The sequence below is a fragment of the Sphaerisporangium siamense genome (assembly GCF_014205275.1).
Lineage (GTDB): Bacteria > Actinomycetota > Actinomycetes > Streptosporangiales > Streptosporangiaceae > Sphaerisporangium > Sphaerisporangium siamense.
Genome location: NZ_JACHND010000001.1, coordinates 3190425 through 3212848, shown reverse-complemented (window position 1 = coordinate 3212848; position 22424 = coordinate 3190425). Strand labels below are relative to the sequence as shown.

The 22424-nt window shown below is 73.1% G+C and carries 20 protein-coding genes; 15 read left to right on the top strand and 5 right to left on the bottom strand.

Features of this window, described 5'->3' with window-relative positions:
- Nucleotides 1-165: 165 nt before the first annotated feature.
- Both BJ982_RS14785 and BJ982_RS14780 read left to right on the top strand, forming a co-directional pair.
- Nucleotides 166-1077, top strand: a complete 912-nt coding sequence (locus BJ982_RS14785; protein ID WP_184880477.1) for a TauD/TfdA dioxygenase family protein — start codon at nucleotides 166-168, stop codon at nucleotides 1075-1077.
- A gap of 63 nt (nucleotides 1078-1140) precedes the next feature.
- Nucleotides 1141-3423 (top strand): arylsulfatase, encoded by a 2283-nt coding sequence (locus BJ982_RS14780; RefSeq protein ID WP_184880474.1) that lies wholly within the window; start codon nucleotides 1141-1143, stop codon nucleotides 3421-3423.
- A 50-nt stretch (nucleotides 3424-3473) separates the two neighbouring features.
- Here BJ982_RS14780 and BJ982_RS14775 read toward each other — a convergent pair whose 3' ends face one another.
- The 5 genes from BJ982_RS14775 to BJ982_RS14755 all read right to left on the bottom strand — a co-directional run bounded on the left by BJ982_RS14775 (nucleotide 3474) and on the right by BJ982_RS14755 (nucleotide 9283).
- Nucleotides 3474-4838 (bottom strand): LLM class flavin-dependent oxidoreductase, encoded by a 1365-nt coding sequence (locus BJ982_RS14775; protein WP_184880472.1) that lies wholly within the window; start codon nucleotides 4836-4838, stop codon nucleotides 3474-3476.
- Nucleotides 4838-5773, bottom strand: coding sequence for an ABC transporter permease (locus tag BJ982_RS14770; protein WP_239123045.1), 936 nt, complete (start codon nucleotides 5771-5773; stop codon nucleotides 4838-4840). The genes BJ982_RS14775 and BJ982_RS14770 overlap by 1 nt, the downstream gene beginning before the upstream one ends.
- Nucleotides 5766-6578, bottom strand: coding sequence for an ABC transporter ATP-binding protein (locus BJ982_RS14765; RefSeq protein WP_184888849.1), 813 nt, complete (start codon nucleotides 6576-6578; stop codon nucleotides 5766-5768). The genes BJ982_RS14770 and BJ982_RS14765 overlap by 8 nt, the downstream gene beginning before the upstream one ends.
- 8 nt (nucleotides 6579-6586) lie before the next feature.
- Nucleotides 6587-7585: an ABC transporter substrate-binding protein gene (locus tag BJ982_RS14760; protein WP_184880471.1), complete on the bottom strand. Its 999-nt coding sequence runs from the start codon at nucleotides 7583-7585 to the stop codon at nucleotides 6587-6589.
- A gap of 429 nt (nucleotides 7586-8014) precedes the next feature.
- A complete protein-coding gene (locus tag BJ982_RS14755) occupies nucleotides 8015-9283 on the bottom strand; it encodes a PucR family transcriptional regulator (RefSeq protein ID WP_184880470.1) in 1269 nt (422 codons plus the stop codon).
- 265 nt (nucleotides 9284-9548) lie between these two features.
- On the opposite strand from BJ982_RS14755, the gene BJ982_RS14750 reads away from it, so the two are divergent.
- The 13 genes from BJ982_RS14750 (at nucleotide 9549) to BJ982_RS14690 (ending at nucleotide 22409) form a co-directional block, all read left to right on the top strand.
- On the top strand, nucleotides 9549-11027 hold the full coding sequence (locus BJ982_RS14750; RefSeq protein WP_184880469.1) for an aldehyde dehydrogenase family protein: 1479 nt from the start codon (nucleotides 9549-9551) through the stop codon (nucleotides 11025-11027).
- A gap of 34 nt (nucleotides 11028-11061) precedes the next feature.
- Nucleotides 11062-11253 carry a ferredoxin gene (locus BJ982_RS14745; protein ID WP_184880468.1) on the top strand — a complete coding sequence of 64 codons (192 nt, stop codon included), beginning with the start codon at nucleotides 11062-11064 and terminating at the stop codon, nucleotides 11251-11253.
- Nucleotides 11253-12407, top strand: coding sequence for an NAD(P)/FAD-dependent oxidoreductase (locus tag BJ982_RS14740; protein ID WP_184888847.1), 1155 nt, complete (start codon nucleotides 11253-11255; stop codon nucleotides 12405-12407). The genes BJ982_RS14745 and BJ982_RS14740 overlap by 1 nt, the downstream gene beginning before the upstream one ends.
- Complete coding sequence (locus tag BJ982_RS14735; protein ID WP_184880467.1) at nucleotides 12404-13585, top strand: cytochrome P450; 1182 nt, start codon at nucleotides 12404-12406, stop codon at nucleotides 13583-13585. The genes BJ982_RS14740 and BJ982_RS14735 overlap by 4 nt, the downstream gene beginning before the upstream one ends.
- Before the next feature lie 13 nt (nucleotides 13586-13598).
- Nucleotides 13599-14642 (top strand): alcohol dehydrogenase catalytic domain-containing protein, encoded by a 1044-nt coding sequence (locus BJ982_RS14730; protein ID WP_184880466.1) that lies wholly within the window; start codon nucleotides 13599-13601, stop codon nucleotides 14640-14642.
- A gap of 109 nt (nucleotides 14643-14751) precedes the next feature.
- Nucleotides 14752-15984 (top strand): flavin-dependent oxidoreductase, encoded by a 1233-nt coding sequence (locus tag BJ982_RS14725; protein ID WP_184880465.1) that lies wholly within the window; start codon nucleotides 14752-14754, stop codon nucleotides 15982-15984.
- Nucleotides 15985-16014: 30 nt separating this feature from the next.
- Nucleotides 16015-17472 carry a 4-hydroxyphenylacetate 3-hydroxylase family protein gene (locus tag BJ982_RS14720; protein ID WP_184880464.1) on the top strand — a complete coding sequence of 486 codons (1458 nt, stop codon included), beginning with the start codon at nucleotides 16015-16017 and terminating at the stop codon, nucleotides 17470-17472.
- A 14-nt stretch (nucleotides 17473-17486) separates the two neighbouring features.
- On the top strand, nucleotides 17487-18491 hold the full coding sequence (locus BJ982_RS14715) for an amidohydrolase family protein (protein ID WP_184880463.1): 1005 nt from the start codon (nucleotides 17487-17489) through the stop codon (nucleotides 18489-18491).
- Between the two features lie 13 nt (nucleotides 18492-18504).
- Nucleotides 18505-19521, top strand: a complete 1017-nt coding sequence (locus tag BJ982_RS14710) for a DODA-type extradiol aromatic ring-opening family dioxygenase (protein ID WP_184880462.1) — start codon at nucleotides 18505-18507, stop codon at nucleotides 19519-19521.
- Nucleotides 19518-20180, top strand: a complete 663-nt coding sequence (locus BJ982_RS14705; RefSeq protein WP_184880461.1) for an RraA family protein — start codon at nucleotides 19518-19520, stop codon at nucleotides 20178-20180. Before BJ982_RS14710 ends, BJ982_RS14705 begins: the two co-directional genes overlap by 4 nt.
- Entirely contained in the window at nucleotides 20177-20827 is a 651-nt protein-coding gene (locus BJ982_RS14700; RefSeq protein WP_184880460.1) for an RraA family protein, read from the top strand. The genes BJ982_RS14705 and BJ982_RS14700 overlap by 4 nt, the downstream gene beginning before the upstream one ends.
- On the top strand, nucleotides 20824-21435 hold the full coding sequence (locus BJ982_RS14695) for a 4-carboxy-4-hydroxy-2-oxoadipate aldolase/oxaloacetate decarboxylase (RefSeq protein ID WP_184880459.1): 612 nt from the start codon (nucleotides 20824-20826) through the stop codon (nucleotides 21433-21435). Before BJ982_RS14700 ends, BJ982_RS14695 begins: the two co-directional genes overlap by 4 nt.
- Nucleotides 21432-22409, top strand: a complete 978-nt coding sequence (locus tag BJ982_RS14690) for a flavin reductase (protein WP_184880458.1) — start codon at nucleotides 21432-21434, stop codon at nucleotides 22407-22409. The genes BJ982_RS14695 and BJ982_RS14690 overlap by 4 nt, the downstream gene beginning before the upstream one ends.
- Nucleotides 22410-22424 lie beyond the last annotated feature (15 nt).

Here is a 22424-nt window from a genome sequence, read left to right as displayed (position 1 = left end):
TTCCCTACCGGTTGTATTGATAATTGGGCTCGGCTCTCCTACCTTGGAGTACGTGACGGCCACGGTTCTGATCATCCGGGGTCACGTGGATTTCTGCCGCGTGGCCAGTGCGCTCTGTCGTTCCTTCCGACCTTCGACCACATCCCTTTCGGAAGGAGCCGAACCATGTCATTTGGGTCATCCATCACCATCACCCCGGTCGCGGGCCGGATAGGCGCCGAGATCTCCGGTGTCCGCCTCGGCGGTGACCTGGAGCCGGACGTCGTCGCGGAGGTCCGCGCGGCGCTGCTCCGCCACAAGGTCGTCTTCCTGCGCGGCCAGGACCACCTGGACGAGGAGAGCCAGGTCGCCTTCGCGCGGCTGCTCGGGGAGCCGACCACCGCGCACCCGACCGTTCCCTCCCTCGACCGGAACCCCCACATCCTCGACCTGGACTACAGCCACGGCCAGAAGGTCGACCGCTGGCACACCGACGTGACCTTCGTCGACCGCCCGCCGCTGGCCTCGGTGCTGCGGGCCGTCGTGGTGCCGCCCGCGGGCGGGGACACGCTGTGGGCCAACACGGTGGCCGCCTACGAGCACCTGCCGGTCGAACTGCGCGACCTCGTCGACCGGCTGCGCGCGATCCACACCAACCAGTTCGACTACGCGCGCGTCGCCACGTCCGACAATCCGGATGTGGCGAAGAAGTACGCGGAGGTGTTCTCCGCCGTCGCCTTCGAGACCGAGCATCCCGTGGTGCGGGTGCACCCGGAGACCGGGGAGCGCTCGATCCTGCTCGGCGACTTCGCCAAGAGGGTGGTGGGCCTGTCGGGCGAGACCTCGGCGGCGATCATCCGGCTCATCCAGGACCACGTCACCCAGGTCGAGAACACGGTGCGCTGGCACTGGGCCCCGGGTGACGTGGCGATCTGGGACAACCGGGCCACCCAGCACCGCGTGGTGCACGACTTCGGCGACTTGCCCCGCCGCCTGCACCGGGTGACGATCGCCGGGGACGTCCCCGTCGGGGTGGACAGCCGGCCGAGCGCCGTCCTGACCGGCGACGCCTCGTCCTACTCGCGCCTCGCCGCCTGACGACCGCACCACACCGCCCCGGCCGTCACGCGGCCGGGGCGGTTCGCGTGAGAGGAGACATATGTGAGCGTTTCTGGATATATCGGCCGTACGGTCGCCGACTCCACCCCGTGGTGGCCCACGCCGGTCCGGCCGCCGGGGGGCGCGCCGAACATCGTGGTCGTGCTCCTGGACGACATGGGCTTCGCCGACATCGGGCCGTTCGGCTCGGAGATCGAGACGCCCACGCTGGACCGCCTGGCCGCCCGCGGCCTGCGGTTCACGAACTACCACACGACGCCGCTGTGCTCACCGTCCCGCGCGTCCCTGCTGACCGGCCTGAACCACCACCGGGCCGGGTACGCCTTCGTCGCCAACGCCGACCCCGGGTTCCCCGGCTACACCTTCGAGATCGCCGACGACGTGCCCACCCTGCCGGAGACCCTGCGCGGCGCGGGCTACGCCACCTTCGCGGTGGGCAAGTGGCATCTGACCAAGGACGCGACGATGAACGACGGCGCGGCGCGGTCGTCGTGGCCCACGCAGAAGGGGTTCGACCGGTTCTACGGCATCCTGGAGGGCCTGACCAGCCTGCACCACCCGCACCGCCTGATCCGCGACAACTCGGTCGTCGACGTGGACGCCTATCCCGAGGGCTACTACCTGACGGACGACCTGACCGACCAGGCCATCTCGATGATCAAGTCGCTGCGCGCGCACGACGCGCGCAAGCCGTACTTCCTCTACCTGGCCCATCTCGCCGTCCACGGGCCGCTGATGGCGAAACCCGCCGATATCGCGAAATATCGCGGAAAGTACGCCAAGGGGTGGGACGCCTTGCGCGAGGAGCGCTTCGCCCGCCAGGTGGCGGCCGGGCTGTTCCCCGAGGGGACCGCGCTGCCCCCGCGCAACTCCGAGCAGTTCCTCGACGTCACCGCCTGGGACGCGCTGCCGGAGGACGAGCGGCTGCTCTTCGCCCGCTACCAGGAGGTCTACGCCGCCATGGTGGACAGCGTGGACCAGAACCTGGGCCGCCTGCTCGCCGTGATCGAGCAGTACGGCGAGCTCGACGACACCATCGTGATCTTCACCTCCGACAACGGCGGCAGCGGCGAGGGCGGCGTGCGCGGCACCCGCTCCTACTTCAAGCAGTTCGTGCACAACGTGGACCTGCCCGGCGACTGGGGCCCCGACGTGCCGCGCGACCTGGACCTGATCGGCGGCCCCCGGACGATGGTCCACTACCCCCGCGGCTGGGGCATGGCCTCCAACACCCCGTTCCGGCTCTACAAGGGCAGCACCCACGCCGGCGGCGTGCGCGTGCCGTTCCTGCTGTCCTGGCCGGCGCGGATCGCCGCCGCCGGGGTGCGGGACCGCTACCAGTACGTGACCGACCTGCTGCCGACGCTGCTGGACCTGGCCGGGGTCGCCCGGCCCGAGACCGTGCGGGGCGCGCCCGCCGCCGCGCTGGACGGCGCCTCGTTCGCCGACGCGCTGGACGACCCCGCCGCGCCCAGCACGCACCCGGAGCAGTACGCGGAGATGACCGGGAACCGCGCCTTCTACCGCGACGGCTGGAAGCTGGTCACCCTGCACCGCCACGGCCGCCCGCACGAGGAGGACCCTTGGGAGCTGTACGACCTGCGCACCGACCCGACCGAGACTTACGACCTCGCCGCCGGCAAGCCCGAGCTGGTCGCCGAGCTGGCCCACGCGTGGGAGCGGGCCGCGCTGGAGAACAAGGTGTTCCCGCTCGACGACGGCACCGGCTACCTGTGGACCGCCCGGCCGCCGTCGGAGCGCTCCTTCCAGGAACCGGTCACGCTGCTGGCCGGCACCCCGACCCTGGAGCGGTACCGCGCCGCCCAGCTCATCACCTTCCGGGACTTCCGGGTGGACGTGCGGCTCACCCAGGGGCCCGGTGACCAGGGCGTGCTGGTCGCGCACGGCGACCAGGGCGGCGGCTACGTGCTCTACGTCGAGGACGGCCACCTCCACCTGGCCTACAACGAGTACGGCGAGCTGAGCACGCTCGCCGGGCACGCCCTGCCGCCCGGCGCGCACACGGTGTCGCTGCTGGCCGCCGCGCTGCCCGGATACCGCTGGGACCTGGCCCTGGAGCTGGACGGCGCCCCGGCCGGGCGGCTCGGCGCGGTGCGGATGCTCCTCGGCCTGGCGCCCGTGGAGGGCATCGACGTCGGCATCGACCGCCGCTCCCCGGTCTCCTGGCCGCTGTACGAGCGCCACGGGGCCTTCCCCTACGGCGGCGACCTGATCTCGGTGACCTACACGCCGGGCGCGCCGGCCGGTTACGACCCCAGAGAGGTGCTGGCCGCCCTGCGCGCCGCGGCCGAGTCCTACGACTGAACGCGGGGTGATCGTGGCCGCGGCGCGCGGCCACGATCACCGTCCGGTTCTCAGGAGGCCACGGCCGCGTCGAGGGTCTCGGCCCGGCCCGCGGCGTAGCGCGAGGCGGGCCTGGCCAGCCCGTAGTTCTCGCGGAGGGTACGGCCCTCGTACTCGGTGCGGAACAGGCCCCTGGCCCGCAGGATCGGCACGACGTGGTCGACGAAGTCCTCCAGGCCGCCCGGCAGGATCGGCGGCATGATGTTGAAGCCGTCCGCGGCGCCGTCGCGGAACCACTCCTCGATCTGGCCGGCGATCTGCTCGGGCGTCCCGGCGACGACGCGGTGGCCGCGCCCGCCGGCCAGGCGTCCGAGCACCTGCCGGATCGTGAGGCCCTCGCGGCGGGCCAGGTCGAGCACCAGCCGCTGGCGGCTCTGCTGGCCCTCGGTGGTCTCGGGGATCTCGGGCAGCGGGCCGTCCAGCGGATGGCCGGACAGGTCCACGCCGAGGATGTTGGAGAGCTGCGCGAGGCCGTACTCGGGGTTGGTCAGGTCCTCCAGTTCCTTCTCCAGCGCCAGCGCCTCCCGCTCGGTGGCGCCGATGATCGGCGAGATCCCGGGCAGGATCAGCAGGTCGCCGGGGGCCCTGCCGTACCGGGCGAGGCGGCCCTTGAGGTCGGCGTAGAACTCCTGGCCCTCGCGCAGGGTCTGCTGCGCGGTGAACACGGCCTCGGCGTGGCGCGCGGCGAACTCCTTGCCGTCCTCGGAGGACCCGGCCTGTACCAGCAGGGGGCGGCCCTGCGGCGGGCGGGAGACGTTCAGCGGGCCGCGCACCAGGAAGTGCTCCCCCGCGTGCTCGACGGGATGGATCTTCGCGGTGTCGGCGTAGGCGCCCGTGCCGCGGTCGGCGAGGATCGCGTCGTCCTCCCAGCTGTCCCACAGCTTGGTCACCACGTCGAGGAACTCGGTGGCCCTGGCGTAGCGGTCGGCGTGCGCGGGCCGCTCGACGCCGAAGTTGCGCGCCTCGGCCTCCCCGGCGGAGGTGACGATGTTCCAGCCCGCGCGGCCCCTGCTGATGTGGTCCAGGGAGGCGAACTTGCGCGCCACGTGGAACGGCTCGTTGTAGGTGGTGGACACCGTCGCGATCAGGCCGATGTGCTCGGTGACGGCGGCGATCGCCGCCAGCAGCGTCAGCGGCTCGGGAGTGCCCAGGGCGTTGTAGCGGACGTTCCCCCACAGGGCCAGGCCGTCGGCGAAGAACACCGAGTCCAGCCTGCCGCGCTCGGCGATCCGCGCGAGGTTCTGGTAGTGCCGGACGTCCGTGATACGGGACGGGTCGGCGCGCGGGTGCCGCCAGGCGGCCTCGTGATGGCCGACGCCCATGAGGAACGCGTTCAGGTGCAGTCTGCGCGAAGGCAGCGGGGACAGCGTGGACATCAGGTGGTCCTCCAGGTGGAGAAACGGCGCTCGACCACGACGAGAACCTGGTTGAACGCCAGGCCGAGCGCGGAGATGGTGATGATGCCTGCGTACATGTCGGTGATGCGGAAGTTGGACTGCGACGCCTGGATGAGGTAGCCGAGGCCCGCCTTGGCCCCCACCATCTCGGCGAACAGCAGCACGAGGATCGAGTACGCCCCGGCGAGCCGCACGCCCGTGAAGATGGTCGGCACGGCGGCCGGCAGGATCACCTTCTGGAACAGGCGCAGCGGTCCGAGGCCCATCGACCGGGCGGACTTGATCAGCAGCGGCTCGACCGTCCTGACCCCGCCGATGGTGTTGAGCAGGATCGGCCACGAGCAGGCGTACAGCACGAACACGATCTTGTTGGTCTCGCCGATGCCGAGGATCAGCGCGAACACCGGCAGCAGCGCGACCGGCGAGGTGTTGCGGAACAGTTCCAGCACCGGGTTGAGCAGCTCGGCGACCGGGCGGTACCAGCCGATGGCCAGGCCCAGGGGGATCGCTAGCGCGATCGCCAGGCCGAAGCCCGCCAGCGAGCGGATCAGGGACGCCCGCAGGTGCTCGGCGAGCTGCCCGTTGCGCAGCAGTTCGTACCCGGCGGCCAGGTCTTCCGACAGCGGCGGCACGAACACCCGGTCCACCAGGCCGCTGCGGGGCAGGAACTCCCACAGCGCCACCAGGACGACGAGCGCCGCAGACCGCTTGGCCGCGGACCCGAGGCGAGCACGCGTCCCGGCCCACCGTGACGCGGCGGCCCGCGCCGTTCTCCGGGCCTCGGACGCCTCCCGGGCGCCGGGCTCCGGCGGCGCGGCGGTGGCGGGCGTGGGGACGTCCATTCCCTTGGCGTTCCTGCGGGCCGCGGGGGGCCGGGTGCCGAGGCTCGCGGCCACGGAGTCGAGGTCAGTCAACGGAGTTCCTCTCCTCGCGCTGGGCGGCGGCGACCTCGTCGCGCAGCAGCGTCCAGATCCGGTGCCGGTACTCGCCGAACCGCGGGTCGGCGCGCAGGTCGCCCGCCCGCGAGTCGAACTCGATGTCGATGATCTGCTTGATGCGCCCGGGCCGCGCGGTCATGACGGCCACGCGCTGGCCCAGGTAGACGGCCTCGTCGATGCCGTGCGTGATGAAGACGACCGTCTTGCGGGTCTTCTCCCAGATGTGCAGCAGCTCTTCCTGGAGGGACTCGCGGGTCTGGGCGTCCAGCGCGGCGAACGGCTCGTCCATCAGCAGCACGTCGGGGTCGAACGCGAGGCTGCGCGCGATGGCGACCCGCTGGCGCATCCCGCCCGACAGCTCGTGCGGGTAGCGGTCCCCGAAGCCGTCCAGGCCCACCAGGTCCAGGTAGTGCCGCGCCCGGTCCGCGCGTTCCCGGCGCGGCACTCCCTTGGCCTCCAGCCCGAACGCGATGTTGGCGAGCGCGGTGCGCCACGGGAACAGCGCGTACTGCTGGAAGACGATGCCCCGGTCCAGCCCCGGCCCGCCGACCGGGGCGCCGTCCAGGAGGACCTGTCCCGAGGTGGGCGAGGTGAGGCCGCCGATGAGGTCGAGCAGCGTCGACTTGCCGCACCCGCTCGGGCCGACCAGGGTGAGGAACTCTCCTTCACGGATGTCCAGGTCCACACCGGAGATCGCGGTGAACGGCCGGTCGGCTCCCCGCACCCGGAAGACCTTGCCCACGTCCCGGAGCCCGATCTTGGCGCGGGTCCCCGTCTCCACGGCGGCGGTCACGAGGCGCTCCCGTTGTACTCGTTGGTGTAGGCGTCCCCGGGTTTCACCTGGCCGGCCTTGAGCTCGCCCTCCGCCACCAGCCAGTCGATCCAGGTCTGGAACTCCCGTTCGGCGATCCGCCCTCCCTTGGAGGAGACGCCGTAGCTCTTCCAGTAGCCGATCGTGTTGTTGTCCTCGTTGCGGCCCCGCTTGGCGATGATCGCCTTGAGCCGCGCCACCACCTGCGCGCGCGGGGTGTCACGCGACCAGTCGATCGCCTTGCCGACGCCCTGTACGAAGGTCCGCACGGCGGCGGGGTGCTCGGCGACGAACCGCTCGCGGAACACGTAGGAGCCGGCGTTGAACTCGCCGAACAGGTCGATGTCCTTGAACAGCGGGTGGATGCCGCCGCGCTCCAGCGCCTTGTCGCGCAGGATGGTGGCGAGCACGGCCACGTCGATCTGCCGGGCCCGCAGCGACTGCTCGGCGTTGACGGGCGGCACCACGAGCAGCTCGACCTGTTTGATCTCCGCGGGGGTGAGCCCGCCCCGCTTGAGGTACTCCTTGAGCACGGCCTCCATGTGCGCGCCGAGCGTGTTGACGCCCACCTTCTTGCCGATCAGGTCGCGCGGCCCCTTGATCGGGCTGCCGTCCAGCACGTAGTAGTTCTGCGCGGTGTGCTCGTCGGAGCCGTAATAGCTGATCACCGCCTTGATCGGCGCGCCGCTTGCGACGAGCTTGGACACCGCGCCGTTGAACGCGCCGCCGAAGTCGGTCTGGTCGGTGGCGACCGACTGGATGTCCTGGGGGCCGCTGATGGTGTTGCCCACCCATGTGAGCTTGAGCGGGCCGAGATAGCCGAGGTCGGCGGCCAGCTCGGCGGGCGTGACGGCGCCGACGCTGCCCTGGTAGCGCAGCTCGACGGCCTCGTCGGCTCCCGAGGAGCCGGAGGCCCGGCCGCAGGCGGCCAGGGAGCCCGCCAGCAGGACGGACAGCACGATGTGTCTGATTCTCATCACGGGATCGGTCCTCACGGTGAGAACGGGCATGCCGGCGCGACGCCATGTCGTGGCGCGGGCATGCCGGAGGAGGGCTTGTTCACAGGGGCGTGGGCGGCGGATGCGCGGGGCGTGGTGGCCACCGGCACGCGATGATGAAGGGAGGGGACGGAACGCGACGGCTCGCGGGCCCTCCCGGGCGCGGGAAGAGGGAGCTAACGGTCCACGGTCAACGACACTGCGCGCTGGCGACGTGGCAGCAGTCCACATGCTGACGCCGCGTCAGGCAAAGGCCCTGGCTCATAACCCAAAACCTAAGACGCCCTCGCCCATAAAGTCAACATTCCCTACTAGATTTACCTGAAATTACGGGACACCCCTGGCACTCGCCCGCCGCCCCGTCCCGGCGGAGCCTTCTCCGCCGCCGGGCCCCTCGCGGCAGGGGTCTCAGGACGGGCGGAGGCCGGACAGGGTCGCCACGCGGAGGGCGGTGTGGAGTTCGGTGCGCACCCGGCCGTCGGACAGGTCCGCCCGCGTGAGGTCGTGGATGCGGCCGAGACGGTAGTACAGCGTGCTGCGGTGGATGAGCAGGGCGCGGGCGGTCGCCTGGGCGTCGGCGCCGCTGTCGAGGTACGCCTCCAGGGTGTCGGCCAGCTTGCCGCCCGAGGGCGCCTCCAGCAGCCGGCGCACCGTCGGCGGCAGGTCGCCCGGCGTCAGGCCGGCCAGCGGAAGCTGGATCAGCAGCCGGTCCAGGCCCAGATCGTCCCAGTGGGCCGAGGTGCCGTGGCGCGCGGGGTCGGCCATCGCGACACGGCAGGCCATGACCGCCTCCCGGTACGACTCGTGCACCTGTGCCGGCTCGTCACGGGGACCGCCCCCGCCGCCGCGCACGGCCTCCAGCCCGGGATGGGCGAGCAGGCTCGCCAGCCGCTCCCTGTTGACCGGGCGGGGGATGACGAGCACCCCCTCCTCGCCGAGGACGGCGCCGCAGCCCTTGAGCGAGGTCGAGCGCACGATCACCGCCATGGCCTGCTCGATCGCCAGCCGTGTCCCCCCGCCCGGCCGCGCCGCGTCCTGCGCGGGAACCGGCACCCCGGCCAGACGCCCGGCCGGCACACCGCTCCCGGCGCGCGCGTTCCCGGCGGCACCCGCGGCCGGACGGGCGGACGGCACCGAGCGGAAGACCATCACGGCGTAGCGGGCCGCGGAGCTGAGCAGGCCGTGGGCGATCAGCTCGTCGCCGGCCCGCTCGCGCGCCGCCGCGTCGGTCGAGAGCAGCTCGGCCAGCAGCCGCCGCGACTCGTCGGAGTCCCGGCGGCGCTCCAGGCCGCGCAGCTCCAGCAGGGCGGCGAGCTCGGGCTCGGCCTCGCGCAGCGCGCCGGCGTGGTGGGCGGGCAGCTCTCCGTCCGGGTGGTGGTCGATGTAGGACGCGTATCCCACCACGTGGCGTCCGAGCCGGATCGGGTAGACCACCCGGGCGGGCGTGCCGTCGTGCGGAGGGAGCCGTACCGGGGCGTGCGCCCGCCGCACCTCGTGGGCGGCGATCATCTCGCGGGCGCGGGCGCTGGCCCGGCGGGAGAGGATCACCGAGCGCCGGGCGGCGTCCACCTCGTCGCCGTGCACGCTGAAGGCGACCAGGCCGAGATCGTCGTCGTAGAGCACCACCGGGCCGCCGAGCTGCTCCGCCAGCGTCTGGACCAGGTCGTCGATGCTCATGTCCGCCTCCGGCACGCTCGGCGGAGGCCGATATCCGCGCTCACACCCGGCGCCCGAGGCCGGACGTGGCGGGCCGGGGACCGGGTGGTGGAGGGAGGTGGTCGATGGGCACGGTTGACCCCTTTCCGACACGGTGTCTGAAACCTGTCCTGGAGATTAGTCCACCTGTAGCGATGCGGTGGTGACGAGCCACCGCTTAACCTCCGGGAAACGCATCGTTAATCCGGTTTTGACGTGGGAAGATCCGCGTGATTGGAGCGTTTCTGTGAGCCAAGGCGTCCCTGCGAGCGGCTGCGATTTCGCGTCCGCCTCCGGCCTGCTCTACTCCGGCGGATGGCGTCCCGGCGGCGGCGGAACCGCCCCCGTGCTGGAGGTCGCGACCGGCGAGCGCATCGGTGAGATCGCGCTGGCCGACGAGGCCGACGTCGAACGGGCCGGCGCGGCCGCGGCCGAGGCCCAGCGGGCGTGGGCCCGCGCCTCCTTCCGGGAGCGCTCGGCCGTCATGGCGCGGGCCGGTCAGGCCCTGGAGGGCATGCGGGCGGACATCGTCGCGATGATGATCCGCGAGACCGGCTGCATCCGCGCCAAGGCCGAGCAGGAGATCACCAAGGCCCAGGACGAGCTGCGCGCCGCCGCCGAGCTGGCCGACCAGCCCTACGGCCAGTTGCTCCCGCACGACGACCCGGCCGTGCTGAGCATGGCCAGGCGCGTGCCGGTCGGCGTGGTGGGCGTGATCGCGCCGTGGAACGCGCCGCTGATGCTGGCCATCCGCTCGGTCGCCCCCGCGCTGGTGCTGGGCAACGCCGTCCTGCTGAAGCCGGACGTGAAGACCGCGCTGAGCGGCGGCGTCGCGCTGGCCCGCGTCTTCGAGGCGGCCGGGCTCCCCGACGGCCTGCTGCACGTCCTGCCGGGCGGCCCCGCGACCGGCGAGGCCGTCGTGCGCTCCCCGCACACCTCGGTGATCTCCTTCACCGGCTCGTCCGCGACCGGCCGGCGGGTCGGCGAACTCGCGGGCGGCCTGCTCAAGCGGGTGGTGCTAGAGCTCGGCGGCAACAACGCGTTCATCGTGCTCGACGACGCCGACCTGGACGCCGCGGTGAACAACGCGGCCTGGGGGTCGCTGCTGCACCAGGGCCAGATCTGCATGGCGACCGGCCGCCACCTCGTGCACGAGCGGATCGCCGACGAGTACGTCGCGCGCCTGACCGAGCACGCCCGCTCGCTGGTCATGGGCGACCCGAAGCGGCCCGAGGTGCGGGTGGGCCCGCTGATCGACGCCCGCCAGGCCGGGCGCGTGCACGCGATCGTCACCGCCGCCGTCGAGGCGGGCGCCGTGGTGGGCGCGGGCGGCACGCAGGAGGGGCCGTTCTACCGGCCCACCGTGCTGGACCGGGTCGACCCCGGCTCGCCCGCCTTCACCGAGGAGATCTTCGGCCCGGTCATCCCGGTGACCCGGTTCGGCTCCGACGAGGAGGCCGCCGAGCTGGCGAACCGCACCTCCTACGGGCTGTCCGCGGCCGTCCACACCCGGGACCTGGCGCGCGGGCTCGCGCTGGCCGACCGGCTGCGCACCGGGATGGTGCACGTCAACGGCCAGACCATCAACGACGCCGCGCACGTCCCCATGGGCGGCATGGGGGCCTCGGGCAACGGGGGCCGCTACGGCGGCCACTGGAACCTGGACGAGTTCACCTACTGGCAGTGGGTGACCACGCGGTCCACGCCGCCCGCCTACCCCGTCTGACCGTCGAACGCCAACGCCGAAGAGAGGTGCTGACATGAGGATCATCGTCGACGAGGCCCGCTGCGAAGGTTACGGGTTCTGCGCCGAGGCCGCCCCCCACCTGCTGGAGCTGGACGACGAGGGCGAGCTGACGGTCCTGGCGGAGCAGGTCCCCGAGGACGAGCGCGCCAACGCCGAGGCCGCCGTGCGGGTGTGCCCGGTGGCCGCGCTCAAACTGGCGCCGTGATGCGCGAGGTCGTCATCGTCGGCGGCTCCATCGCCGCCGTCACCGCCGCCGACGCGCTGCGGCAGCAGGGCCACGACGGCCCGATCACCATCGTGAGCGACGAGCGGCACGCCCCGTACGTCCGCCCGCCCCTGTCCAAGGGGATGCTCAAGGGCACCGAGAGCGTCGACTCGGTGTTCATGGCGCCGCTGCGCGCCGACCTGGACTTCCGCCCGAAGACGCGGGCGCGCGGCCTGGACCTCGGCCGCCGCCGGGTGCTGCTGGAGGGCGGCGAGGAGCTGCCCTACGACGGCCTGGTGGTGGCCTCCGGCGCCCGCGCCCGCCGCCTGGGCCCGCCCGAGGCGGGCGAGCTGGTGGTGCGCGACCTGGACGACGCGCTGCGCCTGCGCGAGATCTTCGCCACCGCGCGCTCCGTCGTGATCGTCGGCGGCGGCTTCCTCGGCATGGAGATCGCCTCCACCGCCCGGGGCCTCGGCCTGGACGTCACGGTCGTGGACCGTGACCCTCCCCTGGTCCGCCAGTTCGGCGCCTTCCTGGCCGGGCACATGACGCGGGCGGCGCTCGCCGCCGGCGTGCGGCTGGTCCGCGCCCCCGAGGGCGTGCGGCTCGCGGGTACGCCCGCCACCGCCGTCCTCACGGGCGAGGGCGCCCCGCTGGAGGCGGACGTGATCGTCACGGCGGCCGGCGACCTGCCGAACGTGGAGTGGCTGGCCGGCTCCGGCGTCGGCGACCCCGGCGGTCTGCTGGTCGACGAGCGCTGCCGCGTGGCCCCGGGCGTCGTCGCCGCCGGCGACGTCGTCGCCCGTGTCGCCGACCACACCGGCCTGCCGCGCCGCTCGCCGCACTGGGGCAGCGCCATCGACCAGGCGAGGGCCGCCGCGCAGGCCCTGCTCAAGGGGGACGAGGCCCCCGAGTACCGTCCCTCGCCCTACTACTGGACCGAGCAGTGGGGCCTCGACATCAAGATCTGCGGCCGGATCCTCCCCGGCTGCGAGACCCACGTCGTCACCGGCTCGATGGAGGAGGGCAGCGCCCTGCTCCAGTGGACCCGCGACGGCGCCACCGTCGCCGCCGCCACCGTCAACCACCGCATGCCCGTGGTCAAGCTGCGCAAGCTCGCGGCCGCCCCCGTCCCCGAAAGGACCACAGGATGACCAGCCTCGCGGAGGGCCCCGCCCTCGACCTCGACCTGTTCAGCGACGCCGCGCTCACCGACCCGTTCCCCCTCTACAAGCAGATCCGCGACACCGCGCCCGCCGTCTACCTCCCCCGTTACGGTGCCTGGGCGATGGGCCGCTACGCCGACGTGCGCGGCGCGCTCGGCGACTGGGAGTCCTTCAGCTCCGCCCGGGGCATCGGCCTGAACGACCTGGCCAACGCCGCCACCCAGGGCATGATCATCGCCACCGACCCGCCCGAGCACGACAAGCTGCGCAACGTGCTGGCCGCGCGGCTGTCGCCCAAGGCCATCAGGGACCTCAGGGCCGACATCGAGCGCCGCGCGGACGAGCTGGTCGCGCCGCTGGTCGAGCGCGGCTCCTTCGACGCCGTGACCGACCTGGCCCGCGCCTTCCCGATCTCGATCGTGCTCGACCTGATCGGCCTGCCGCAGGACGGTCGTGACAAGGTGCTCGGCTGGGCGGACGCCGCCTTCTCCGCCAGCGGCCCGCCCGGACCCCGCACCGACGCCGCCTTCCCGCTGCTCCAGGACCAGCTCGCCTACCTGTCGGGCATCGAGCCGGACCAGCTGACCCCCGGCAGCATGGGCCGCGCCATCTACGACGCCGCCGCGGACGGGCTGATCAAGCCGGAGTCGTGCGTGCCGCTGATGTCGGCCTACGTCACCGCCGGCCTCGACACCACGATCAACGCGATCAGCAACTCGGTCTGGTACTTCGCCCAGCACCCCGACCAGTGGGACATGGTGCGCCAGGACCCGTCGCTGATCCCGGCCGCCTTCAACGAGGTGCTGCGCATCGAGGCCCCGGTGCAGTTCTTCTGCCGCGTCGCCACCCGCGACGTCGAGCTGGACGGCCAGACGCTGGCCGAGGGCTCCCGGGTCATGATGCTCTACGCCTCGGCCAACCACGACGAGCGCAAATGGGAAGACCCCGAGCGCTTCGACGTCCGGCGCAACCCCGTGGACCACCTCACCTTCGGGTACGGCATGCACGGCTGCGCGGGCCAGGGCCTCGCCCGCCTGGAAGGGCACTCCATCCTCGGCGCCCTCGCCCGGCGGGTGGCCCGCTTCGAGGTCGGCGCGCCGCAGCGGCGCCTGAACCAGCTCATCCGCGGCCTCGACGCGCTGCCGACCACCGTGCACGCGGGCTGAGAGGACGGCGGGCATGCGGACAGCATGGTTGAGCGGACCGGGCGGCATGGGCGTCCGGGAGGTGGACGAGCCCGGCCTGGCCGGCCCGGGTGACGCGATCGTGGACATCGTCTACGCCGGGATCTGCGGCTCCGACCTGTGGAGCTTCCGGGGGCTCGTGCCCCACGCCGAGGGCGGCATCGGGCACGAGTTCCTGGGCGTGGTGCGGGAGGCCGGCGACGGGGTCACCGGCCTGCGGGCCGGGGACGCCGTCATCGCGCCCTTCCTCTTCGCCGAAGGCGAGTGCGCCGAGTGCCGGCGCGGCCTGCAACCGCTGTGCGAGCGGGCCGGCATCTGGGGCAAGGACTGGGCGGGCGCCCAGGCGCAGAGCATCCGCGTGCCCTACGCGGACGCCACCCTCGTCCCCCTGCCGTACGGAGCCGGGGAGCTGGACGACGAGCTGGCGCGGCGGCTGATCCCGCTGTGCGACGTGTTCGCGACCGGCACGCACGGTGTCACGCTGGCCGGGGTCGAGCCCGGCGACCTGGTGGCGGTGATCGGCGACGGCGCGGTGGGCATCTCCGCGGCGATGGCGGCCCGCCGCGCCGGAGCCGCCGAGGTGCTGCTCATCGGCGAGCAGCCGAAGCGGCTCAAGGTGGCCGAGGCGGCCGGCGCCGCCACGCTGCACGTCTCGCGGGACGAGGACGACGTGGCCGAGCGGGTGCGCGACGCCCTCGGCGGCCGGGCTCCGCAGCGCGTGGTGGAGTGCGTCGGCATGCAGGCCGCCTTCGACACCGCGCTCGCCATCGCCGGGCCGGCCGCATCTGTCGGCTTCGTCGGCGTGCCGCACGGCGTGCGGGAGATCGCCCCGATGCGGCTGTTCGGCAAGCAGCTCCGCCTGGCCGGTGGCGTCGCCCCGGCCCGGCACTACCTGCCCGGCTTCATCGACGACGTCGCGGCGGGCCGCCTGGACCCGTCGCCGCTCGTCGACCTGGTGCTCGACCTGGACGACGTGGCCGACGGCTACGCCGCGATGGACGGCGGCACCGCGCTCAAGGCGGTGCTCAGGACCGCCTGAGCATCCCACCACCACTTCCCGCGGGCACCCCGCGCCGCCGGGCCATGCGGTGCTGCCCGGAAACAGGGCGATTCCCGCCGCATGGCCACCAGACAGGAAGGAGCCGCAGATGGCGACCAAGACCAGGGCCGTGGTGCTCGGCGCAGGCATCGGAGGGCTGACCCTGGCGCTCGAACTGCACCGGGCCGGGATCGAGTGCGTCGTCCTGGAGGCCGCGCCGAGCCTGGCCGCGCTCGGCGTGGGCATCAACCTGCTGCCGCACGCCACGCGCAACCTGGCCAGGCTCGGCCTGGAACCGGCGCTGGCCGAGGTCGCCGTCACCACGCGCGAGTCGGCCTTCTTCAACCGCTTCGGCCAGCTCATCGCCCGCGAGCCCGCCGGCCGCCACGCCGGCTACGACTGGCCGCAGTTCTCCATCCACCGCGGCGACCTGCAGCAGGTGCTGCTGGCCGCCGTCCACGAGCGGCTCGGCCCGGACGCGGTGCTGCTCGGCCACCGGGCCACCCACGTCACCCAGGACGACCGCTCGGCCACCGCGCACGTCCGGCACCCCGACGGCTCGTCCTCCACGGTGCGCGGCGACGTGGTCGTGGGCGCGGACGGCGTCCACTCGGTCGTGCGCGCGCAGTTCCACTCCGGCGCCGCCCCGCGCTACACGGGCTACATGATGTGGCGTGGCACCACCGTGTGGCCGCGTTTCCTCACCGGGGCCAGCATGGTGCGGGCCGGCTGGCTGGCCACCGGGAAGATGGTGATCTACCCGATCCGCGACCGGGTGAACGCGCGCGGCGACCAGCTCGTCAACTGGGTGGCCGAGGTCGAGGGCCCGATCCGCGACGTCCGCGACTGGAACCGTCCCGGCCTGGTCGAGGACTTCATCGCGCCGTTCGAGGACTGGCGCTTCGACTGGCTCGACGTGCCCGCCATGATCCGGGCGGCCGACGAGGTGCTGGAGTACCCGATGGTGGACCAGGACCCGCTGCCGCACTGGGGCGAGGGCCGGGTCACGCTGCTCGGCGACGCGGCACACCCGATGGTGCCGCGCGGCTCCAACGGCGCCGCCCAGGCCATCCTCGACGCCCGGGTGCTGGCCGAGCGCCTGGCCGCGGGGGACCCGTGCCGCGCGCTGCGCGCCTACGAGGCCGAGCGGGTGCCCGCCACCTCCCAGGTCGTGCTGACCAACCGGGCCAACCCGCCCGACGCGCTGCTGCGCGAGGTCTACGAGCGCACCGGCGACCGTCCGTTCGCGCGGATCGAGGACGTGATCACGCCGGAGGAGATCAGGCGCATCGGCGAGGGCTACCAGGCCGTCGCCGGATACTCCCGCACCGCACTTACCTGACCGACGACACCGTTCCACAAGGGGGACCACATGGACATCAGCAACGCGCTCGGCGTGATGACCGGCGACCGCTACCGCGCGAGCCTGAACGACGGGCGCGAGGTCTGGCTGGCCGGGGAGCGGGTGGCGAACGTCGCCGAGCACCCCGCCTTCCGCGGCGTGGTGGACGAGTTCGCCCGCCTCTTCGACCTGCGCGTCGAAGGGGAGGCCAACCGCGAGACCAACACCTTCGTCTCGCCGGAGACCGGCAACCTCGTCAGCCGCTCCTACGCGCTGCCGCGCACCCGCGAGGAGCTGCGGGCCAAGTTCGCCGCCTCGGAGTGGTGGATGCGGGAGAGCTTCGGCCAGCTGGGCCGCTCCCCCGACTTCATGGCCAACGTCGTGGTCGGCCTGTACGACTACCACGAGGAACTGGAGCGGGAGCGCGAGGGGTTCGGCGCCAACGCCGTCAACTACCACCGCTACGCCATGGAGCACGACCTGGTGCTCACCCACGCGCTCGGCGACCCCCAGATCGACCGGAGCGCCAGCCCCCTCGACGACCCGGACCTGGCGCTGCGCGTGGTGGAGAAGAACGAGCGCGGCGTGGTGATCCGCGGCGCCAAGCAGCTCGCCACCCTGGCCCCGTTCTCGCACGAGGTGCTCGTCTACCTCAACGCGGTCACCGCGATGCGCGGCGCGGAGGAGTTCGTGCTGTGGTTCGCGCTGCCGATGAACGCCAAGGGCCTGAAGATCCTCTGCCGCGAGCCGCTGGGCGAGCGCGGCAACGGGCACAGCCACCCGCTCGGCCTCCGCTACGACGAGCAGGACGCCATGCTGTTCTTCGACGACGTGGAGATCCCCTGGGAGCGGCTGTTCCTGCTGGAGAACAACCTGCTGGCCGTCAAGGGGCTGAGCCGCCTCAACGCCTGGAGCATGCAGAGCACGCACATCCGCTTCCACGAGCGGCTCAAGCTGTTCGTCTCCGTGGCCGCCATGCTGGCCGAGAGCATCGGCGTCAACGCCTTCCGCGGCATCCAGGAGAACGTCGGCGAGCTGATCTCCTACGCCGAGACGCTGCGGCTCGGCATCGCCGGCGCCGAGGCGTCGGCCGTGACCACCCCGGGCGGGCTGCTGGCCCCGGCGCCGAGCTACGGCCTGGGCTTCTGGTCGGCCGACGTCTCGGCCCGGGTGGTGGAGCTGGTGCGCCGCATCGGCGCGTCGGGGCTCATCATGCAGCCCACCGAGGCCGACCTGGCCTCCCCCGAGCTGCGGCCGTTCCTGGAGAAGTACATGCGCGGCCACGACATCGACGTGGACCGCAAGGCCCGGCTGTTCCGGGTGGCGTGGGAGCTGGTCGGCGACGGCTTCGGCAGCCGCCAGGAGCTCTACGAGTACCTGCACCGGGGCGACCCGGGCGCGGGCCGCACCCGCCTGCTGCGCACCTATGACCGCTCCGAGGTGGACGCCCGCCTGACCGAGCTGATCTCCGCCCCGCTGCACGCCTGACCCGAGAGGACATCATGATCATCGACGTGCACGGTCACGTGACCGCGCCCAACGAGCTGTACGCCTGGAAGGCCAACCTTCTCTCGCACCGCGGCGCGCACGGCGGCAAGGCGCCGGCCATCAGCGACGACCGCATCCGCGAGGTCCACCACGAGCCGCACCCGAGCTTCGGCAACGTCTCGCACCTCGACCACATCGACGGCGCCGGGGTGGACGTGCAGCTCATCTCCCCGCGCCCGTACCAGATGATGCACAGCGAGCAGCCCGCCAAGATCGTGCGCTGGTTCACCGAGGAGACCAACAACATCATCCACCGCACCGGCGAGCTGTTCGACGGCCGCTTCCGCGGCGTCGCCGGCCTGCCGCAGTCGCCGGACCTCAAGCCGGAGGAGTGGGTGGGCGAGCTCCGCCGCACCGTCACCGAGCTGGGGTTCGTGGGCGCGCTGCTCAACCCCGACCCGCACGAGGGCGCGGCCGTGCCGCCCGCCCTGGGCGACCGGTACTGGTATCCGGTCTACGAGGCGCTGTGCGAGCTGGACGTGCCGGCCCTCATCCACGCGGCCGGCTGCCGCCCGCCCGCGCGCGAGCCGTACAGCCTGCACTTCATCCAGGAGGAGACGGTCGCGATCTGGAGCCTGCTGTCCTCCGACGTGCTCAAGGACTTCCCCGACCTGAAGATCGTCGTCTCGCACGGCGGCGGGGCCGTCCCCTACCAGGTGGGCCGCTTCCTGCCCTCCGGGGTGCGCGCGGGCGGCACGCCGTACCTCGACAAGCTGCGCCGCCTGTGGTTCGACACCTGCCTCTACACCCAGGAGGCCATCGAGCTGCTGGTCAAGGTCGTCGGAGTGGAACGCTGCCTGTTCGGCACCGAGAAGCCCGGCACCGGGTCGCAGCGCAACCAGGAGAACGGCCGCTGGTTCGACGACATCCACCTGCTGGTCCGCGACATCGACTGGTTCACCGAGGACGACCGGGAGGCGATCTTCCACAAGAACGCCGCCGCGCTGTTCCGGCTCTGAGAGGGGCACGCTCATGGCAACCGTTGTCACCGCGATCGGCAGCTCGCACGGCCCCCAGCTCAAGACGCCGCCCGCGCGCTGGGCCGAGCGCGGGGTCGCCGACCGCCGCAGCTCCGCCCTGGAGTTCCGGGGCCGCCGCTACACCTTCGACGAGCTGCGCGCCGCGCGGCCCGACTTCGCCGCCGAGTGCGCGCCCGAGGCCCAGGAACGGCGCTGGGCCGCGAGCCAGGCGGCGATGGACCGGCTCGGCGCGCACGTCGCCGCCGCCGAGGCCGACGTGGTCGTGATCGTCAGCAGCGACCACAAAGAGATCTACGACGACGCGCTGCTGCCCGGCTTCGCCGTCTACTGGGGAGACGACGTCGCGCACGTGCCCTTCACCGCCGAGCAGCTCGACGCCATGCAGCCGGGCCTGGCCGAGGCGGCGCTCGGCGACGTGCCGGACCGGACGATCACCCGGCCCTGCCACCCCGCGCTGGCCCGGCACCTGATCGAGCGCGCCGTGGACGACGGCTTCGACGTGGCCGCCTCGCGCGCGCTGCCCGCGGGACGCTACGGCAACCACGGCGTCCCGCACGGCTACGGCTTCATCTACCAGCGCGTCCTCGGCGAGTCCTCGGCCGTGCCGATGGTGCCGGTGTTCGTCAACACCTTCTACGAGCCGAACCCGCCGTCCGCCCGGCGCTGCCTTCAGTTCGGCAAGGCGCTCGGCCGCGCCCTGGTCACCTTCCCCGGCGACCTGCGCGTCGGCGTCGTCGCCTCCGGCGGACTGTCTCACTTCGTGATCGACGAGGAGCTCGACCAGGCGTTCCTCAAGGCCCTGGAGAACGGCGACGAGGCGTTCCTCGCCGGGCTGCCCGCCGACCAGATGCGCTCGGGCACCTCGGAGCTGCGCAACTGGATCGTCGTGGCCGGGATCGCCGCCGAGACCGGCCTGCGCGTCTCCGGCGTCGACTACCAGCCCTGCTACCGCACCGAGGCCGGCACCGGCAACGCCATGGGCTTCGTGACCTGGGAGAGCACCCGATGAGCGACCTCGACCGGCTGCGCGCCCTCGACGCGTGCGCCGTCTCCGACGCCCTGGACACCCTCGGCCTGCCCGGCGCGGTCACCGGCCTGGCCCCGATGTGGCCGGCCGGCCGCGTCATGGCCGGCCGGGTGCGCACCGTCAAGGCCGCGCCCAAGTCCGGCGCCGGTCCCGCCACACACATCGCCACTCCCTTGGTCGCGATCGCCGAGCCCGGCGACGTGGTCGTCATCGACAACCACGGCCGCACGGACGTCTCCTGCTGGGGCGGCCTGCTGGCCGAGGCCGCCGGGCAGCGCGGCGTGGCCGGGGTGATCGTCGACGGCGCCTGCCGCGACGTCCAGGACTGCGAGGCCCTGGACCTGCCGCTGTTCGCCCGCGCGGCGGTGACCGTCAGCGCCAGGGGCCGCATCGTGCAGGAGGACATGGACGTCCCCGTGCAGATCGGCGGAGTGCGGGTGTGCGGCGGCGACTACGTGATCGCCGACCGCAACGGCGTCGTCTTCGTGCCCGCGGCCGACCTCGGGCGCGTGCTGGACCTGGCCGGGCGGATCGCCGCGCGCGAGGCCGCCATGGCCGAGGCCGTGCGCTCCGGCCGCGGCGTCGTCGAGGTCATGCACGACTCCCAGTTCCCCACGATCACCCCGGAGGTGACCTCATGACCCTGGAGGAGCGCTTCGCCGCGCTGTCCACCGCGACCGTCTCCGACGCGCTGGACAAGCTGGGACGGCCGGGCAGCCTGCTGGGCATCGCCCCGCTCGGCCCCGGCCAGTCGCTGGCCGGCCGCGCCTACACCGTGCGCTACGTCCCGGCGGGCGACCCGCCGGGCACGGTCGGCGACTACCTCGACGACGTGCCCCCCGGCGGGGTCGTCGTGCTCGACAACTCCGGCCGCACCGACTGCACGGTCTGGGGCGACATCCTCACCGCCGTCGCGCACGCGCGCGGCGTGGCGGGGACCGTCATCGACGGCGTCTGCCGCGATGTGCACCGGGCGCTCGGCCTGGGCTATCCCGTCTACAGCCGGGGCCGGTTCATGCGCACCGGCAAGGACCGCGTCGAGGTCGCCGAGGTGCAGGGGCCGGTCACGATCGGCGGCGTGCAGGTGCGGCCGGGCGACCTGATCCTCGGTGACCAGGACGGTGTGCTCGCCGTGCCGCGCGACTGCGAGGAGCGGGTACTGGAGATCGCGGAGCAGATCGCCGCCCGCGAGGACGCCATCCTGCGCATGGCCCTGGACGGCGCGACCATCGCCGAGGCCCGCGCGGCGCACGGCTACCACAACCTCCAGCGCAAGGAGACGTCATGACCGCCGAGCTGCTGGAGCTGGGGACGGCCACCCTGTTCGAGGCCTCCGGCCTCCCCTGCGACCTCGACCCGAGCCTCCGGCCCGTCTGGCCCGGCGCCCGCGTGGCGGGCCGGGCCCTGACCGTGCAGGCCGCCGAGGGCGACAACCTGCCGCTGCACTGGGCGCTTGAGGAGGCCGAGCCGGGCGACGTGCTGGTCGTGGACGCCGGCGGCGCGCGGTTCGGGTACTGGGGCGAGGTGCTCGCCGTCGCCGCCCAGGCGCGCGGCGTGGCCGGGCTGGTCATCGACGGCGGCGTCCGCGACACCGCGCGGCTGCGCGAGCTGGGCTTCCCCACCTTCAGCACCCACATCGCCATCCGCGGCACCGGCAAGCGCTGGCGGGGCACCGTCGGCGCGCCCGTCGTGATGCGCGGCCTCCCGGTGCGCACCGGCGACCTGGTGGTGGCCGACGAGGACGGCATCGTCGTGCTGCCGCAGGCCGTCGTCCCCGGTGTGCTGGCCGCCGCGCGCGAGCGGGTGGCCAAGGAGGAGGCGTTCATGGCCCGGCTGCGCGAGGGTGAGCTCACCCTCGACCTGTACGGCATGCGCGACCTGCCGGACCTGCCATGAGCCTCCCCGACGCCTTCCGCCGCGCCGCGGGGAGCTTCGCCTCGGGCGTCACCGTGGTGACCACCAGCGACGGCGAGCACCTGTACGGCATCACGGCGACCTCGTTCGTCTCCCTGTCGCTGAACCCGCTGCTGGTCACCGTCTCGATCAACGGCTACAGCCCCTTCCTCAACGAGGTGGCCGCGACCGGGTGCTTCGCCGTCAGCGTGCTCGCCGGCGACCAGCGCGAGGTGTCCCAGTACTTCTCCACCCGCGGCCGGGGCCGGGCCGCGGGCGCCTTCCCCGGAGTGGCCACGGTCACCGAGACCACCGGGGCGCCGATCGTCGCCGACTGCCTGAGCTGGTTCGACACCCGCCTGCACGCGATCCTGCCCGGCGGCGACCACCAGATCCTCATCGGCGAGGTGGTGGCGGCCGGTTCCGGGACGGCCACGCCGCTGCTGTACTGGTCCGGCGGCTACCGGCGGCTGGACCCGGCCGACGAGGGCACCCCCGCCCGGGTCGAGACCTTCGCCGACGCCCTGTCGGCCCGCCTGCACGCCGACGGGCTGACCCCGCACCAGCTCATCGAGGCCCAGCACGCGCTGGAGCCCGCCGCGGCCGAGCTGGCCGCGTTCCGCCGTTCGCCGGAGGGGCTCGGCGCGCTGAAGGAGGCGCTCGACGCCTCACGCGAAGCGGTCGCCTCCGCCGAGCGCTTCACCGAGAGGTCGGTGCGCTTCCACGCCGCGCTCGGCACCGCCAGCGGCAACCCGGCCATCGCCGCCTCGCTCCAGGCCCTGGCCCGGTCCCGGCACGAGCACTACGCGACGGGGACCAACCCCACCGCCACCCGCCGCACCCTCGCCGCCCACCAGGAGATCTACGACGCCATCGCCGCGGGCGAGGCGGTGCGGGCGCGCGAGGCGATGGCCGCGCACCTGGCCGTCGTGGGCAGCCGGCTGTGCTGCGAGGAACCCGGCGAAGGGCCCGGATGAGCGTGCGCGTCGACG

Bases quoted from the DNA above. Each gene is read 5' to 3' on its own strand.
- BJ982_RS14700 (WP_184880460.1), top strand. From the start codon at position 20,177: ATGACCCTGGAGGAGCGCTTCGCCGCGCTGTCCACCGCGACCGTCTCC.
- BJ982_RS14720 (WP_184880464.1), top strand. From the start codon at position 16,015: ATGGACATCAGCAACGCGCTCGGCGTGATGACCGGCGACCGCTACCGC.
- BJ982_RS14775 (WP_184880472.1), bottom strand. From the start codon at position 4,838: ATGTCCACGCTGTCCCCGCTGCCTTCGCGCAGACTGCACCTGAACGCG.
- BJ982_RS14735 (WP_184880467.1), top strand. From the start codon at position 12,404: ATGACCAGCCTCGCGGAGGGCCCCGCCCTCGACCTCGACCTGTTCAGC.
- BJ982_RS14760 (WP_184880471.1), bottom strand. From the start codon at position 7,585: ATGAGAATCAGACACATCGTGCTGTCCGTCCTGCTGGCGGGCTCCCTG.
- BJ982_RS14730 (WP_184880466.1), top strand. From the start codon at position 13,599: ATGCGGACAGCATGGTTGAGCGGACCGGGCGGCATGGGCGTCCGGGAG.
- BJ982_RS14715 (WP_184880463.1), top strand. From the start codon at position 17,487: ATGATCATCGACGTGCACGGTCACGTGACCGCGCCCAACGAGCTGTAC.
- BJ982_RS14725 (WP_184880465.1), top strand. From the start codon at position 14,752: ATGGCGACCAAGACCAGGGCCGTGGTGCTCGGCGCAGGCATCGGAGGG.
- BJ982_RS14785 (WP_184880477.1), top strand. From the start codon at position 166: ATGTCATTTGGGTCATCCATCACCATCACCCCGGTCGCGGGCCGGATA.
- BJ982_RS14755 (WP_184880470.1), bottom strand. From the start codon at position 9,283: ATGAGCATCGACGACCTGGTCCAGACGCTGGCGGAGCAGCTCGGCGGC.
- BJ982_RS14710 (WP_184880462.1), top strand. From the start codon at position 18,505: ATGGCAACCGTTGTCACCGCGATCGGCAGCTCGCACGGCCCCCAGCTC.
- BJ982_RS14690 (WP_184880458.1), top strand. From the start codon at position 21,432: ATGAGCCTCCCCGACGCCTTCCGCCGCGCCGCGGGGAGCTTCGCCTCG.
- BJ982_RS14705 (WP_184880461.1), top strand. From the start codon at position 19,518: ATGAGCGACCTCGACCGGCTGCGCGCCCTCGACGCGTGCGCCGTCTCC.
- BJ982_RS14695 (WP_184880459.1), top strand. From the start codon at position 20,824: ATGACCGCCGAGCTGCTGGAGCTGGGGACGGCCACCCTGTTCGAGGCC.
- BJ982_RS14745 (WP_184880468.1), top strand. From the start codon at position 11,062: ATGAGGATCATCGTCGACGAGGCCCGCTGCGAAGGTTACGGGTTCTGC.
- BJ982_RS14740 (WP_184888847.1), top strand. From the start codon at position 11,253: ATGCGCGAGGTCGTCATCGTCGGCGGCTCCATCGCCGCCGTCACCGCC.